The following is a 15,633-nucleotide window of genomic DNA, read 5'->3' as shown; positions in this document are numbered from 1 at the left end:
CAATGTCAAGAAAGTCGTCCTCACAATTGATGATAAGGGTTGTATTATTTTTACTATTAACATTAATCATTGCACCAATTATTTACGCTGTTTTAGCAAGCTTTAAAACAAATATGGAAATATTCTCTTCTCCCTTTTCTTTGCCTAGTAGCTGGAACTTCGAAAATATCGTTAATGCATGGCAGGTAGGGAATTTCCAGCAATATATCATTAATAGTGCGATTGTAACGGTTGGTGGAATGTTTGTTGTAGCACTGGTTGCAAGTCCTGCTGGGTACGCGTTTTCACAATTAACTTTTAAAGGGAACAACCTCATCTTTTATATTGTTTTGTTAGGGATGGCCTTGCCTGTTCAAGCGATCATTATTCCGATCTTTTTCCACTTGAGGTCAATGGGGTTAGTGAATACGCTAACCGGTCTAACGCTGGTTTCAGCTGCGTTAGCCTTACCATTTTCAATATTTTTGATGCGAAATACATTTCGGGATGTTCCAAAGGCACTACGTGAGTCTGCCATGATCGACGGTGCAGGAGAATGGAGAATCTTCTGGACAGTGATGCTTCCGTTAGCGAAACCAGGGTTGGTTGCATTGTTAATCTTTACATTTATGAATATATGGAATGACTTCTTATTACCGTTAGTTCTCTTAATGTCACAGAGTAAATATACGATATCTCTTGGTTTGTATTCATTTCAAGGAGAAATGGCAACTAACTATTCACTTATTTTTGGCGGAACGGTTATCAGTATGATTCCAAGTATTATCGTCTATTTAATATTCCAGCGCTCCTTTATTGAAGGGATGTCGAGCGGGTCCAACAAGTAATATTGGTGGTGAAAATACAGCAATCTACTTTTTTGCCACTTTTTTAAAAGGAATACCTCATTGTAAGTACTATATATCGATTTAAAATATAGTTAACAAATCTTTTGTTGCACAGGTTGTGTACGAAGGAATGTGCAACAAGATTTATTTAAGAGTCTAAAAGAAGCGGGGGATTATCATGACTAGTAATCAAAAAAGTGCAACTATTACAGATTTAAGCGAAGAGCGTTATTTACTGCCGATGGACTGGGGCGGTATCCAATGGCTTTGCGGAGAGGATATCGATCCAGATAGTGAAATGACATTCGGGATGGTGTTTATTAATGCAGGTGAAGAAAATCCGCGTCACATTCATCCGAACTGCGAAGAAGTGATCTTTGTCTTATCAGGAGAATGTGATCATAGCCTTGGTGATGAAACCTACCATTTAAGACCTGGAATGATGTTAAGAATTCCAAGGAATATTCCTCATAATGCGAAAGTTACCAGCTGGGAACCTTGCCGGATGATTATCGCTTATTCAGCACCGGACAGACAAACGGTCGGAGAATAATATATGGAGAGGGGAGTCATTTTTGACAAATATTAAATTTAATTACGAGTACACCAATAAGATTAATGCAGGATTTATTGGGTGTGGTGCTCACTCGTTTCGCAACGTTTACCCTACATTTGATTATGCTCCAGTGGATTTAGTCGCAGTTTGTGACTTGAATTTAGAAAGAGCAGAGATTTACAGAAAACGATTTGGAGCAGAACGAGCATATACAGACTATCAAGAAATGATTAAAAAAGAAGACCTTGATGCCATTTTTGTAGTATTGAATTTTGATCGAAACGGCCGTCCTCTTTACCCAAAGATTTTGCCAGAAATTATGAAAGCAGGCATTCCTGTTTGGGTAGAGAAACCCATTTCTTATACGACAAAAGAAGCGGAAGAGTTAATGGAATTAGAAGCAAAATATAATGTGCAAGTCCTTGTTTCAAACAAAAGATACTTTTATCCATCATTCGAAGGAGCTAAAAAGGTCGTAGAGAGTGAAAAATTCGGAGGTGCTACCTCGATTACAGGGCGTTATCCGCTGACATTAACACCTTTTAATGAAGAGTCAGGGGAACGAGAAGGTTTACACTGGTTTTTAGATATATGTCACCCGGTTTCCGGAATGCAGTATTTAATGGGGGATATTGATGAAATGTGTTTTGTTGATCATCAGCCAAGTGGTAATGTACACACATTATTTAAGTTTAAATCTGGTGCGGTAGGCAGTTTGCACTTACCGTCCACTCAATCAGAAACGAGTCCTAAAGAAAAATATGAAGTTATCGGTAATAGCGAAAATATTGTAATTGACAATGCGGTCCGACTTGGTTATTACCAAGGCAAAAAAGGCAGTGGTGAATATGGTAAAGCACCTTCTTTTATTGGAGACGACCCATTGAATGGACCTGTGCATTGGGAGCCGGAGTTCTCGCTAGGTCAGTTGCATAATAAGAATTTATTTACTCAAGGGATGGTTCAAAGTGTTAATCATTTTACGGAAGCAGTATTAGAAAATAAACAAGTGGAACGTGCAACGTTAAGAGACGCATGGCATTTAACTCAAATATTTGAAGCATATAAAGGTAATAAAGCTGGTGACTGGATTAAGATCGGATAATATTCAATGTAAATATATAGAATCAAGGTGGGGGGAACTTTATGAAGTTTAGTGTTGTGACAGATATGTTAGGATTAGAATCATTTGATGATGCGTTACAAACAGCCAAGGAAGTAGGTTTTGATTATATTGAACTTCGTGCCAAATTGAATGGGGATACAATAGATTCTATATCCGTTGACAAGGCAAAGAAATTAGGAGAAAAAGTCAAAGAACATGGATTGGAAGTTGCGACTCTTAGTTCTTGGGCAGTAAACTCTTGTACTTTTTCTGGATCACCTAAATATGATAACTACGACGAAAACCACCATGAAGAAATGACGAATCAATTAGATCGATTATTCAATTTAGCAGATGCTTTTTCTGCACCAAACGTTCGAATCTATTCTTTGTACAGACAACCTGATTTCGATACATGGCCAGAGGAAGAAAAGGAAAAAGAATATAGACATAATGCTGAAGTCTTAAAAAGGCATGCAGAACACGCAAGAAGAAGAGGGAAAGTGATTTTAGTAGAAAATGAACCGCCTACGTTAACGAACAATTGCGTGGAACTCGGGAAATTAGTGCAATATGCGGACCATCCACATTTAAAATTAAATTGGGATATTGTAAACGGCTGGAGATCTGGTGAATATCCAACGGTGGAATTATATGAACAAATTAAAGGAAATGTTGCATCTGTTCACTTAAAAGGAGCTTCGAGAGTCGTCAACACTATAACAAACGATATGCCTGAGGGAAGGTTTAATAACTTTGCTATTGCCGGAGAAGATGACTTTAAACATGAAGCAGTTTTGAAGGCGCTTACAGAAGGGGAACCAGACGTTATTTTATCGATCGATACACACTACCCTTCATTCTATCAACAAGACAAAATTGGAGAGGCAGAAGTTGTTCGTCAAACAAAGGAGTTCTTTGAAGGAGTAATCGGATAAGAATGAATGGAGGATCAACGATGGAGAAAAAAGTGCTTGTTATTGGTTCACTTGATACGAAAAGAGACGAATTTCTCTACGTAAAAGATATTCTAGAGAGCAATAATCATACGGTTTTACTAATGAACACAGGAATCTATGAAACATCTATTCATGGAGACATAACTAGCAGTGAAGTTGCAGAAGCTGGCGGTGTCGCCCTGCAGGAGTTGCGTGATAAAAATGATCGAGGTACGGCTGTGGCCACAATGACGAAAGGTGCTGCTAAAATCGTCTCAACATTGGCAGTGGAAAATGAAATATCAGGTATCTTTGGTATGGGTGGAACAGCTGGAACAACTGTTGCAGCAACAGCAATGAGAAATGCGCCAGTAGGCCTGCCGAAAATCCTTGTCTCTACTGTTGCATCTGGTAATACGAGACCATATGTAGGAGATAAAGATATCACGATGATGTATTCTGTTGTTGATATCGCAGGGATTAATGGTTTGTCGGCTGAAATTTTGAAAAACGCAGCAAATGCATTAAGCGGGATGGTTCAAGGGGCGGAAAAAGGGCCAAAAGTAGAAAGTAAGCCGATGATTGCTACCACGATGTTTGGTGTAACAACGCCTTGTGTAACGAAGACAAGAAAATTATTAGAAGGCCAAGGATATGATGTCTTAGTGTTCCATGCAACAGGTACAGGTGGCGATGCGATGGAATCGTTGATTCAAGATGGTTTTATTGAAGGGGTCGTAGATATTACGACGACTGAGTTCGCTGATCAATTAGTCGGGGGAATTTTTAGCGCTGGTGATGACAGGTTGGAAAGCGCGGGGAGTAGAGGTATTCCGCAAGTGGTTTCTGTCGGTGCACTAGATATGGTTAACTTCGGCCCACCAGAAACCGTCCCAGAACAGTTTAAAGATCGTTTATTCTACCAGCATAATCCTACGACTACATTAATGAGAACAACAGTAGGAGAGAATGAACAATTAGGAAAGATGATCGCTGAAAAAATAAATAAAGCCCACGGTAAAACGGTTGTAATTCTGCCAAAAGGCGGTGTTTCCTTATTAGATAAGGATGGGCAGCCATTTGAGGGGAATGAACAAAGAGAAGTACTGTATGCAAGCATTAAAGAAAATTTAAATGGAAATATTCCATATATTGAAGTGGAAGAGGACATTAATGATCCGTCAGTTTCTGAGTTAATGGTCAAGGAATTATTACAGTTCATGTAAATGAAGAGGTGATAAAAGTGGCAATTGCAAGAGAGGAAATTATAAGAAGGTTAAGAGAAAATGTTCGTAATGGTACAGCTATTATCGGTGGAGGAGCTGGTACTGGGCTGTCAGCTAAAAGTGCAGAACTGGGTGGCATTGATTTAATCATTATTTACAACTCAGGAAGATATCGTATGGCAGGAAGAGGATCCTTGGCAGGCCTTATGCCTTATGGGGATGCAAACCAAATCGTTGTTGAGATGGGGAATGAAGTCCTTACCATTGTCGAAGATACTCCTGTCTTAGCTGGTGTTTGTGGAACAGACCCATTCAGGGATATGGAGCACTTCTTAAAGCATTTGAAAGATATGGGATTTTCAGGTGTCCAGAACTTTCCGACAGTCGGGTTATGCGACGGACAATTCCGCCAAAACCTAGAAGAAACAGGTATGGGGTATGATCTTGAGGTTGAAATGATCAGAAAAGCTAGCGAATTAGGTTTATTTACTTCTCCGTATGTTTTCAATAAAGAAGATGCGATTAAGATGGCTGAAGCGGGAGCAGACCTGCTGGTTGCACACGTGGGTCTAACGACGAAAGGCGCAATTGGAGCTCAGACCGCATTAAGTCTTGAGAATTCCGTAAATTTAGTCCAAGATATTCATGATGCAGGGAAATCGGTAAATGAAGATATTATCGTTATTTGTCATGGCGGTCCGATTTCAGAGCCTAAAGATGCGAAATATGTGCTCGACCGCACAAGAGGCGTATCTGGCTTCTTTGGAGCCTCTAGTGTAGAAAGATTGCCTACGGAAGTCGCGATATCGGAACAAGTGAAACAATTTAAAAACATTTAAACTTGTTACAAAAATTCTTTACTACTACAGGTGAAAAAATAATACTAACCTTACGAGTGGTCATTACTGGAATTAGGTGGGTTTTGTCTTTGCTCTGATAAAGCTGCCAGCCCCACCCGCTATTTCTGAAATTTCTGTTACAGATAACTTTGGGGTAAAAATTTAACAACTATATTAACATTTCATAGACAAACTATAAAAAGTCAATTAGTCACTACTTGCTAATTTGAAATGCCAAGTAGTGACTATTATTTTCTCTATGAAAGGCTTGATATGTCTAATTAATGAACAATGGTTAATCGAGTAGCTGCGCTGTTTATTATGCTTTGCTCCTTTTATCATTCATGTCACGCAGTTTTTCGTGCTAACAAGATCCTTTGGACATCATATAGAAACATGTTTATTAAGGGTCACAAAGAATGGATTCATCCTTTGTATGGAGTTGCAGTACCCGTGGCAGCTGTACTTTCCTCGGTTGTTCGATAGGTTAATACAGGCATTCTATAATACTTTTATTAGTGTAACAACTTTTGATCTATGTTTTAGATTACCAATTGCCAAGTTTCTTTATCATAATTGCGAGGTGGATAAAGATGAAAATGGCATTATTATACATTATGTTAATCGTAACAATGGCTATATGGGGTTTTAATATTATTGCTATTAAACTTCTTGTCTCGACTTTTCCTACATTAACTATTACAACATTAAGAGTTTTTATAGCATTTATTTCCATTTTACCTTTACTTTTTATTCGACATTCGTGGAAAAAAATATCAAGGAGGGATGGATTATATTTATTAGGTATTTCCCTTACCACAATCGTAGGTCACCAATTGTTCATGTCGGTAGGGTTAAATTACACTTCTGCTGTTAACGGCGGGTTAATACTTGGAACGGTACCAATCGTTACTTCGGTAGGAGCGGCATTGTTTCTGCAAGAACGTTTTAACATACATAAAGTTACCGGTTTTATTTTAGGGTTTTGTGGTGTGGTTGTCATAATACTGGCTGGTTCGGATTATAGGTTTAATATTTCAATTGGTGATTTGCTGTTTTGCTGCACAGTAATTGTTCAAGTCATTGGTTTTATTTTTGTCAAAAAAATATCAAATAGTGTTGATACTCTTGTTATTACAGGAATTAGTCAATTTTTCGGTGGAATATTACTTATTTTTGTAAGTATGGTTTTTGAACCTGATGGTGTTTATCAGCTTGATCAGGGGGATTGGACGGTCTGGATGTTGTTCATCTTTTCGGGAGTCATTGCAACTGGAGCAGGTCATTACCTGTATAATCTTTCAATTCGAGAGATTGGTGCAGGGAAATCGGCTATTTTCTTAAATTTTACTCCATTTTTCTCTATTCTTGGCTCTTATTTCTTTTTAAAGGAATCCATAGTATTGGGGCATTGGGTTGGTTTTCTTCTAGTTGTAATGGGGGTATTATTTAGTACGGGAATTATACAGAATAGCTTGAGAAGAAGTAAATATCGTGATCAAATAGATAGGGTTAAGTCGAGTTGACGAGTGCATCCCCCCATTTTTCCTAACACTAGTCAGTAATTATTCTTGATCTTTTGAATTTTTCCAATAATTAACTTGTTTAGGTGAGATATATCTGGCAGCGAAGAGGTCAGCGGTTCGAGCCCGCTATGCTCCACCATATGTTAACAACGACGCGGTTTCTCGTTTTAACGAGGGGTTGTGTCGTTTTTTTTCATTGTCTAGATTCAGCTCCATTGGCTCGTGTCAAATAAATAACCTGCCCAATTAAAAGTAAAAAGCACTTTTTAATCGACAGAACATTTGCAATTAGTCGGGTACACGGGCGCCTTGAGCTTTTGTTCAGAGATAAGAAAGTTTAGAGCGGACAGCTAAGAGTTGATTTCCTTCACTTTGCTGAAGGTTGGCTTCCTTTTGGCTGTTTTCTTTCCCTTTTATGTAGAATAAACTTACTTTTGTGATGTTAGGGATTAAATATGGAGAATCGTTGGGTTCTAATAGGGGAAGGGCTATTTCGATTTTTAGTAAGCTACACAGCTGCGAAGAGATAAATGTATCGATTGGTTAACACCACTATAAAAAAACAATACAACTTAATTTCAAGAAGAAGAGAGTGTTACTTTTATCGGTAAATGATCAGACGCTTCTGGTATTGTTTTCACAAGCTCTGCTTCAACAACTCGGAGGTTTTGACTGGCGAATATGTAGTCCAATCTCATTCTTGGTCGACGTGAAGGGTAAGTGTATCCTGCTCCTTCTCCTAAAACAGACCAAACATCTTGAAGGTTTCGGGTTACTTTTCGCCATTCTCTTGATCTGGGTCTCATATTCCAATCGCCCATGATAATAATTGGATGAGAACAATTGCAAGCCTGGTTTAAAATGAAGTCTGTTTGCTTCTTATGAAGAAAAGGGTTAAGGCTTAAGTGTGTCACATTTATTTGAAAGAGCTGTTTATTAGCCTCGATTGTCGTTTCGAGCAATGACCTTCTTTCAACTAGTCCAGAAATAAAGTTAAACGGGTAGCTATTGTTTTTTACTATCGGATATCGAGATAAGAGGGCATTTCCATATTGTCTCATTGTTTTTTTTGACTTTAATGACAGGGAAGGACTGTAAGCCTGTTCCATATTTAGTTGCTTTGCAAGCCACCTAATCTGATCTTCATAGCGACTGCGCTTAGAAAAATGCTTATCAACTTCATTAAGACCGATGATATCTGCATCACTTCTTTCAATCACTTCAGCAATTCTGTCTAGGTCTACTTGTTTATCCATTCCTTTACCATGATGAATGTTGTAGGTCATGATTTTGATATCCAAAGTATTCTCTCCTCTGAAATCGACTTAATAAGAGCATGTTCAAAAAGTCTAGGAATAATAACTTTCCTTACTCTACATTTGTGAACAACTACGTCATATAACCTCTCTTATTAAGCGAGGAGTTGCGATTGTTTTTTATACTATCAAATGTGAATGGATTTGGTTTCTTATATCATCTTTAATTGTTACTTCATAATCAAACAACAATAGGGAAGCAAATTCTTAATGAAAAAGAAGTGCGTCCTTTAAATTGCTTTAAAACAGAAAGGCCTAGTAACATGAAGATAATATAAGACTATCTTCTTAAAAATGAATGTTTAATTGAATGCTTTCCGGGGAATATCGATGGATTTTCCCTTTTAATAGTTTCGATAGATGATAGACAGGGTAGATTCTCAGCATACGCTTTAATATGTTTTATAAACAGGTAGAGGAGTGTGTGAATTTGAAAAAATTTATTATTTTTACGATTATGTTTGCAAGCTTTTTCTTTATTCAACAGGAAAATAAAACGGAGGCCTCGAGCTTGTTGGTAGACGGAAGTAGTGGTTCTGATGTGGAGAGCATTCAGCAGACGCTGTATCATTTAGGTTATTTAGATGTTAATCCTACCGGTTATTATGGTTCGCTTACGGCTGAAGCGGTACGTCAGTTTCAGACGGACTTTAATATGTCCATTGATGGAGTAGTGGGAACTAACACACAACAGAAGCTCAGTGATGTCGAAAAGATGGCAAGAGTAGTTCATGGCGAAGCGAGAGGGGAGTCTTATGAAGGACAAGTAGCTGTTGCTGCGGTTATTTATAATCGTGTGGAAGACAGTGGTTTTCCTTCAACTGTTCACGACGTCATTTTCCAAAGAAATGCTTTTACAGCAGTAGCAGACGGACAATATGATTTAACTCCGGATTCAAATGCATACCAAGCAGTGAAAGATGCTCAGCTTGGCTGGGATCCTTCTAGTGGTTCAACGTATTATTACAACCCAGAAATTGCAACGTCTTCTTGGATCTTCACGAGAGAAAAGACTTTAAAGATAGGGAGTCACCTGTTTGCAGAATAGTTTGTTCTAATATTATTTATGATTAAATTATGAAGGCACAAATGCTCTTTTGGACGAGCATTTGTGCCTTCTTCTTTTACTTCAATTATTGTGATAAGTAACATGAGACTCACTAACTACTCCCTTTTTATCAATCTTAAGCTGCTGTACGATGTGAGATTGAAAGCGTGTTTTGAGTTGATATTGAAGGTCAGCCCCTGTCCCTTGAGGTGCAAAGCACATGATAGTGGGTCCGGCACCACTTAATGAAAAGCCGTGGACATTTAGTTCAGATGCAATGGAAGCGGCTTTTTTTAACTCAGGAATAGCATGCTCTCTGTAAGGGTGATGAAAGAGGTCTTTTTGCATCATCTTTCCTGCAAGATCCCAATTGTTTTGCATAAGGGCAGCTACAAGAACATTGCTAATGCTACTAGCTTGCACAGCCTCTTTATAAGGCAGCTGGCTTGGCAGAAGGTTTCGTGAAGACGATGTTTTTAGTTCATAATCAGGGATTACAGCAACAATGTCTACTTCCGGGTAAATTCCATTTACGACTTCAGTCTCATGGGAGAGGTGAGTGCCAATTACCAAGCCACCGTGAATAGAAGCGGCAACATTGTCGGGATGGCCTTCATAACGACTTGCTCTTTGTACTTTTTCAGTTATCGATAACTTTAGATTTAAGAGTTTGTCTGCAAGTTCAATCCCTGCTACGATTGCTGCTGCACTACTTCCGAACCCGCGTGCTAAAGGGATTTCACTAGTGACTAAAACTTCGCATGGTGAAAGGGAACGGTTAAAATCTTCTGCTATTGAAGCAGCTGTTTGATAAATTAAATTTGTTTTTCCAGAGGGCAAGTTATCAAGGTTCGCAGATTGAGGAATAAACTTCCAGTCATCACTTTTACTCACTCTAATCGTTAAATAACGATTAATCGCGAGGCCGATGGAATCAAATCCTGGTCCGAGGTTAGCAGAACTTCCCGGGACAGTGATCGAGAATAACTGGTTATTATTCATTGTTTAACACGTCCTGCTATATGATCAAAAACAAGCTGCTCGTCATTTGGAAGCACCAGTGGTTTGAATTTAGATGACTCAATTGCACAGTCTGGATCTTTTAATCCATTTCCGGTTAAAACTGAGACGACTTTAGCTCCTTTTGTTATTTCACCTGCCTCAAGTTGTTTTTTTAGACCGGCAAGGGATGCGCAGGAAGCAGGTTCGGCAAAAATACCTTCTTCTTCGGCAAGCATTTTATAAGCTGAGAGGATTTCGTCGTCTGTCACTTCGTCTATTTTCCCTCTAGAAGAAGAAGCGGCTTCCACTGCACTTTCCCAGCTGGCTGGATTCCCGATGCGGATCGCTGTAGCCATTGTTTCAGGATCATCTATTATGCTATTACGGACGATAGCTGCTGCCCCTTCTGCTTCAAATCCACGCATTTGTGGAAGCGTTGTGTTTTTATATTTCCGGTATTCTTTAAATCCTTTCCAATATGCTGTAATGTTTCCGGCATTTCCTACAGGAATCGTTAATATATCCGGTGCTTCTCCTAATTGATCACAAACTTCGAAAGCGGCTGTTTTTTGCCCCTCAATACGATAAGGATTGACTGAATTGACTAAAGTTATGGGGGAGTTTTTACTCAAGTTACGGACCATTTGTAGTGCTTGATCAAAGTTGCCTTCAATGACGTAAATCTCTGCACCATACATTACTGCTTGGGCCAGCTTCCCCATGGCTACTTTTCCATCTGGGATTAAAACGATACACCTTAATCCAGCTCGAGCGGCATATGCCGCAGCTGAAGCGGATGTATTTCCTGTAGAAGCACATATGATTGCCTCACTACCTTCTTCCTTTGCCTTGGCGACGGCCATGACCATTCCTCGATCTTTAAATGAGCCTGTAGGATTTGCCCCTTCATATTTAGCATACAGGTCTATTCCCCATTTTTCAGACAAGCGGTTCATAGGAATGAGCGGGGTATTCCCTTCATTTAGTGAAATTATCGGTGTCCTTTCCTCGGTAGGAAGTAAGTCCTTATAGTAGTGGAGTAGTCCCTGCCAGTTCATAACTAATCATCTCCTTCTACTCTGTAGCTGCTTTTTATGAAATCCACAACCTCTAACTCATCTAACTCGTGTAAAACTTGTTGATAATTCTTTTTTGACACTTTGTGAGTCGTCATAATAATTTCCGCTGAATCACGATCTTGTAATGGTAGCTGCAATATTTTTTCAAGACTTACGTGATGATTTGAAAATAATGAAGTAAGGGTTGAAAAAGTCCCGGGTTGATCTTTTGCATGTAAGCGCAGGAAGTATTTCGAATAGATATCTTCATCTGCTTTCAACTGCTTCTCGAATTGAGGTACGACAGATTTGTTTCCGTTCACCCCAAGGCGCATATTTTTCATTACTTCCACAAGATCAGAGACTACAGCAGTGGCTGTTGGAAGTTTACCTGCGCCAGGTCCGTAAAACATCGTTTCACCTACTGCTTCTCCATAAACATAAACGGCATTAAATTCATCATTCACTGCTGCAAGTGGGTGAGAGTGTGGGAAAAGTGTTGGCTGTACACTTACCTCTACTTTATTATCCGATCTTTCTGCAAGACCAATTAACTTTATTGTGTAGCCAAGTTGAGCACTGTAAACTAAATCTTCTGTTGTTACATCTGAAATTCCTGCAACTGTCACGTCATCTAGGTCTATCGGCATCGAAAACCCTAAAGTCCCTAAAATGGCAGTTTTTCTTGCCGCATCTATCCCTTCCACATCAGAGGTTGGGTCGCTTTCGGCATAGCCAAGATTCTGTGCTTCTCTAAGGACTTCCTCATACGCACGCCCTTCCTTAGACATCTTCGTTAAAATATAGTTTGTTGTTCCGTTCACAATCCCCATCACTTTTGTAATACGATCGGAAGCTAAACCATCTACTAAACTTCTTAATATTGGAATACCTCCAGCTACACTAGCTTCATAGAATAAATCACATTGATTCATAGCAGCTGTCTCAAGTAATTCGTTTCCGTAGACAGCCATTAAATCTTTATTTGCAGTAACGATATGTTTTTTATTTTCCAATGCTTGAGTAATATAATTTCTGGCATCGTCAATTCCTCCCATTACTTCGAGGATGACATCAATGTCAGGATCATTTAAGACATCATCAGGGTTGGTTGTCAGCGGAGAATCGGACAATGAAACGTCTCTTTCCTTATCAAGGTGGTTTACAAGGATTTTTTTAACTTTTACATTACAGCCCACCTGATGACTCAATTTGTCCTGATGCTGATCGATAATGTGTACAACACCACTCCCCACAGTTCCAAGACCAAGAAGGCCGATATTAATAGTAGAATTCATCTTCATCTCTCCTCAAATAATGTCTTTTTATAGAATACATTTGTTTGTATATAAAGGACATTATAGAGGTGAGAAAATGCATTTACAACCCCCGGCTAAAAAAAACATGTGTATTTAATATTCTATGAGGAGTAAATAACCATTTATTCTTATTGATCACGACCAGTGGAGGTAGCCAGATTCTAATTTCGATAAATGATATAAACGAGATAAATTACATATGCAGCGGTTAAGGTCAGACCTTCGTATCTTCCAACGATCGAATATGTTCTTGAGAATCTGAATAAAAGTACGGTGAAGATCAGCATAACAGTCACATCAAAAAAAAGTTTGTTATTTACTGGCAGAGGTGTGATGATCGAAGCCGCTCCTAAGACGAATAAAATATTAAAGATTGAACTGCCGACAATGTTCCCGATTGCAATTTCGCTTTGTTTTTTTACAGCTGCGGTAATTGATGTAATAAGTTCTGGTAAAGAAGATCCTAACGCGACGATCGTTAGACCTACTAGTGTTTCACTCATTCCAAATGTATAGGCGATTTCAGTACTGCTTTCCACGACTAAAAATCCGCCAACAATAATCGCTGCAAGTCCTGAAACAGTAATCAGGATGTTTCTTCTCCAAGTTCCTGCCTCTTTTTTAGGGGAATGATCTTCGATGGATGGGTCGCGATTGTTTCTCGCAGCTTCAATCACGTAATACATAAAAATAGCAAAAAACAATAAAAGGATAATCCCATCACTGCGAGTAAGCATATTTTCGCTTACGTATTGAAGGGTTCGATCACTGATTAAGACAAGTAATGCAACACTAGCTAAAAATGTAAACGGAATTTCTTTTCTTATTGTAGAGCTTCTTACAGTTAGAGGGGAAATGACTGCAGTAATACCGATGACAATGGACATGTTTAAAATATTACTTCCTACCACGTTTCCGAGTGTCACATCCGGACTTCCTTCTAAAGCAGCAATAATACTCACTGTAGCTTCGGGTGAGCCCGTTCCAAAAGCCACAATTGTAAGCCCAATAACAAGTGGGGAGATACGCAATAATGTGGCAATATTTGAGGAACCATCGACGAAAAAATCCGCACCTTTAATAAGTAAAATAAATCCAATAATTAATAAAATATACATCATTTTTTTGCACCAACCTTCTTGATGGAATACCCTTATGGTTTGCAAGAAAAGGAAGTACCATTCTAAATGTTTAGTGGTTCTTTATAACTAAACGAGAAAGCAAACAGTAGAAGGTGAAAAACGTAATAAAACTATACTATTGTAATAATTTTTTTTTAATATGATTTTATATAAATGAGCTACAGTTAAAAATGGTATAAAGGTTGCTACGCTTACCTTCTTTAAATACAACCTGGTGAATACCAAGGAAAATAGAACTATATAATTGTTGTAAAATTGTTAAAATTCAATTGATTTATTTTGGAATATATAGTATTCTTTCGAATAACACGATGTACAACTACCAACCTATTTAAGAGTTTAAGAAAATATTAAAGATCCACCTTTCGATGTCTAGTTCCAGGTGCCATCGGCTAGTGTCAAATAACCCCCCCGATTAAAAGTAAAAAGCACTTTTTATCGGACAGAACATTTGCATTTCGCCGATAGTCGAGCGCCTTGCGCTTTTCTAATTACATAATACATAGTGAATGAAATGCGTCCATATTGGGCGTTAGAATTTCTTCCGGAAAAAAGGATGGGGAAGGCTCTAATGACAAAACCAGTACTTGAAGTTAATCAACTACAAACCCATTTCTTTACCGATCGTGGGGAAGTTCCTGCGGTAGATAATGTCAGCTTTGCAATCCATAAAGGTGAAGTGCTAGGCGTTGTCGGTGAGTCAGGGTGCGGAAAGAGTGTAACCTCGTTATCTGTAATGGGGCTTATTCCGAAGCCGCCAGGTAAAATTGTCGGAGGCGAAATTCTTTTTCGACAAAAAACAACCAAAGAAGAAACAGCTGAAGACTTAGTAAGTGTCAGTAAAAAACGAATGCGGCAAATTCGTGGAAACCAAATTGCGATGATTTTTCAGGAACCAATGACATCGTTGGATCCATTATTCCCGATAGGCTTTCAAATTATTGAAGGAGTGAAAAACCACCGTAAAGTATCTAAAAAAGAAGGGCGCTCTATTGCCATTGATATGCTTAAGCTTGTTGGAATACCCCGGGCAGAACAAATTGTAGATGAGTACCCGCATCAACTCTCAGGAGGAATGAGGCAAAGGGTGATGATTGCGATTGCCATGTCCTGTGATCCGGAAGTCCTTATTGCTGATGAACCAACAACAGCACTGGACGTAACCATTCAAGCGCAGATATTGGAGCTAATGAAAAAATTAAATCGGGATAAAGGCACAGCAATTATGATGATTACACATGACCTTGGGGTAGTGGCAGAAATGTGTGACCGTGTAGTGGTAATGTATGCAGGAAAAGTCGTGGAGCAAGGCGATGTGCGAACGATCCTAAAATCTCCAAAACACCCTTATACACAAGGGCTTATTCGTTCCTTACCGAAGCTTGATCAAAGGGATAAACGTCTTTACTCTATTCCGGGAAATGTTCCGAAACCAGGATCAATCAAACAAGGGTGTCGGTTTGCAGCGAGATGTTCTGAAGTATTTGATCGCTGTTACAAAGAGGATCCGGAGCTATTAGAGCTAAAGGAAGGACACGCGTGTCGATGTTTCCTCTATGAATCCGGGTTCAAAAAGGAGGATAAAAAGAGCGGAGAAGGTCGAGGCGACGAAGTCATGAAGCCTTGAGTGTATCGTATTAATACATAAGGACTGGAGTTGCGACTCCATGAGCTTCCCTGGATAGTGACTTCTTCGTTCGACACATGACGTGGCGATCCTTAGAAGAAGCT

At 39.0% G+C, this 15,633-nt stretch carries 14 protein-coding genes; 9 read left to right on the top strand and 5 right to left on the bottom strand.

Translation table 11 applies throughout. The features are described 5' to 3' along the window. The first annotated feature begins 2 nt into the window (after positions 1-2). The 7 genes from CDZ94_RS09385 (at position 3) to CDZ94_RS09355 (ending at position 7,017) form a co-directional block, all read left to right on the top strand. A complete protein-coding gene (locus tag CDZ94_RS09385; protein ID WP_157812119.1) occupies positions 3-827 on the top strand; it encodes a carbohydrate ABC transporter permease in 825 nt (274 codons plus the stop codon). A 178-nt stretch (positions 828-1,005) separates the two neighbouring features. Further along, positions 1,006-1,380: a cupin domain-containing protein gene (locus CDZ94_RS09380; RefSeq protein ID WP_096436436.1), complete on the top strand. Its 375-nt coding sequence runs from the start codon at positions 1,006-1,008 to the stop codon at positions 1,378-1,380. Positions 1,381-1,402: 22 nt separating this feature from the next. Further along, a complete protein-coding gene (locus CDZ94_RS09375) occupies positions 1,403-2,488 on the top strand; it encodes a Gfo/Idh/MocA family protein (RefSeq protein ID WP_157812120.1) in 1,086 nt (361 codons plus the stop codon). Between the two features lie 41 nt (positions 2,489-2,529). After that, positions 2,530-3,426, top strand: coding sequence for a sugar phosphate isomerase/epimerase family protein (locus tag CDZ94_RS09370; RefSeq protein ID WP_096436432.1), 897 nt, complete (start codon positions 2,530-2,532; stop codon positions 3,424-3,426). Positions 3,427-3,446: 20 nt separating this feature from the next. Then, positions 3,447-4,652 (top strand): Tm-1-like ATP-binding domain-containing protein, encoded by a 1,206-nt coding sequence (locus tag CDZ94_RS09365; RefSeq protein WP_096440712.1) that lies wholly within the window; start codon positions 3,447-3,449, stop codon positions 4,650-4,652. A gap of 17 nt (positions 4,653-4,669) precedes the next feature. Then, the gene (locus CDZ94_RS09360; protein ID WP_096436430.1) at positions 4,670-5,491 is read left to right on the top strand and encodes a phosphoenolpyruvate hydrolase family protein; all 822 of its coding nucleotides are present in this window, start codon (positions 4,670-4,672) and stop codon (positions 5,489-5,491) included. Between the two features lie 593 nt (positions 5,492-6,084). Continuing rightward, positions 6,085-7,017 (top strand): DMT family transporter, encoded by a 933-nt coding sequence (locus CDZ94_RS09355; protein ID WP_096436428.1) that lies wholly within the window; start codon positions 6,085-6,087, stop codon positions 7,015-7,017. Between the two features lie 578 nt (positions 7,018-7,595). Here the strand turns inward: CDZ94_RS09355 and CDZ94_RS09350 are convergent. After that, complete coding sequence (locus tag CDZ94_RS09350; RefSeq protein WP_232735702.1) at positions 7,596-8,318, bottom strand: endonuclease/exonuclease/phosphatase family protein; 723 nt, start codon at positions 8,316-8,318, stop codon at positions 7,596-7,598. A gap of 445 nt (positions 8,319-8,763) precedes the next feature. On the opposite strand from CDZ94_RS09350, the gene CDZ94_RS09345 reads away from it, so the two are divergent. After that, on the top strand, positions 8,764-9,381 hold the full coding sequence (locus CDZ94_RS09345) for a cell wall hydrolase (RefSeq protein WP_425352532.1): 618 nt from the start codon (positions 8,764-8,766) through the stop codon (positions 9,379-9,381). An 81-nt stretch (positions 9,382-9,462) separates the two neighbouring features. Here the strand turns inward: CDZ94_RS09345 and thrB are convergent, their stop codons facing one another. From thrB to CDZ94_RS09325, 4 genes are all read right to left on the bottom strand, one after another. Continuing rightward, entirely contained in the window at positions 9,463-10,383 is a 921-nt protein-coding gene (gene thrB / locus CDZ94_RS09340) for a homoserine kinase (protein ID WP_096436426.1), read from the bottom strand. After that, positions 10,380-11,441, bottom strand: coding sequence for a threonine synthase (gene thrC, locus CDZ94_RS09335; protein WP_096436424.1), 1,062 nt, complete (start codon positions 11,439-11,441; stop codon positions 10,380-10,382). The genes thrB and thrC overlap by 4 nt, the downstream gene beginning before the upstream one ends. Positions 11,442-11,443: 2 nt before the next feature. After that, a complete protein-coding gene (locus CDZ94_RS09330) occupies positions 11,444-12,739 on the bottom strand; it encodes a homoserine dehydrogenase (protein WP_096436422.1) in 1,296 nt (431 codons plus the stop codon). A 182-nt stretch (positions 12,740-12,921) separates the two neighbouring features. Then, positions 12,922-13,881 carry a calcium/sodium antiporter gene (locus CDZ94_RS09325; protein WP_096436420.1) on the bottom strand — a complete coding sequence of 320 codons (960 nt, stop codon included), beginning with the start codon at positions 13,879-13,881 and terminating at the stop codon, positions 12,922-12,924. 592 nt (positions 13,882-14,473) lie between these two features. Between CDZ94_RS09325 and CDZ94_RS09320 the strand changes: the two genes are divergently transcribed. Then, a complete protein-coding gene (locus CDZ94_RS09320; protein ID WP_096436418.1) occupies positions 14,474-15,529 on the top strand; it encodes an ABC transporter ATP-binding protein in 1,056 nt (351 codons plus the stop codon). Positions 15,530-15,633: the final 104 nt, after the last annotated feature.

Origin of the sequence: Alteribacter populi (assembly GCF_002352765.1) — a bacterium.
In the GTDB taxonomy this organism is placed as follows: Bacteria; Bacillota; Bacilli; order Bacillales; family Salisediminibacteriaceae; genus Alteribacter; species Alteribacter populi.
The sequence above is the reverse complement of the archived record's forward strand: the minus strand, read 5'-3'. Positions and strand labels throughout refer to the sequence as shown.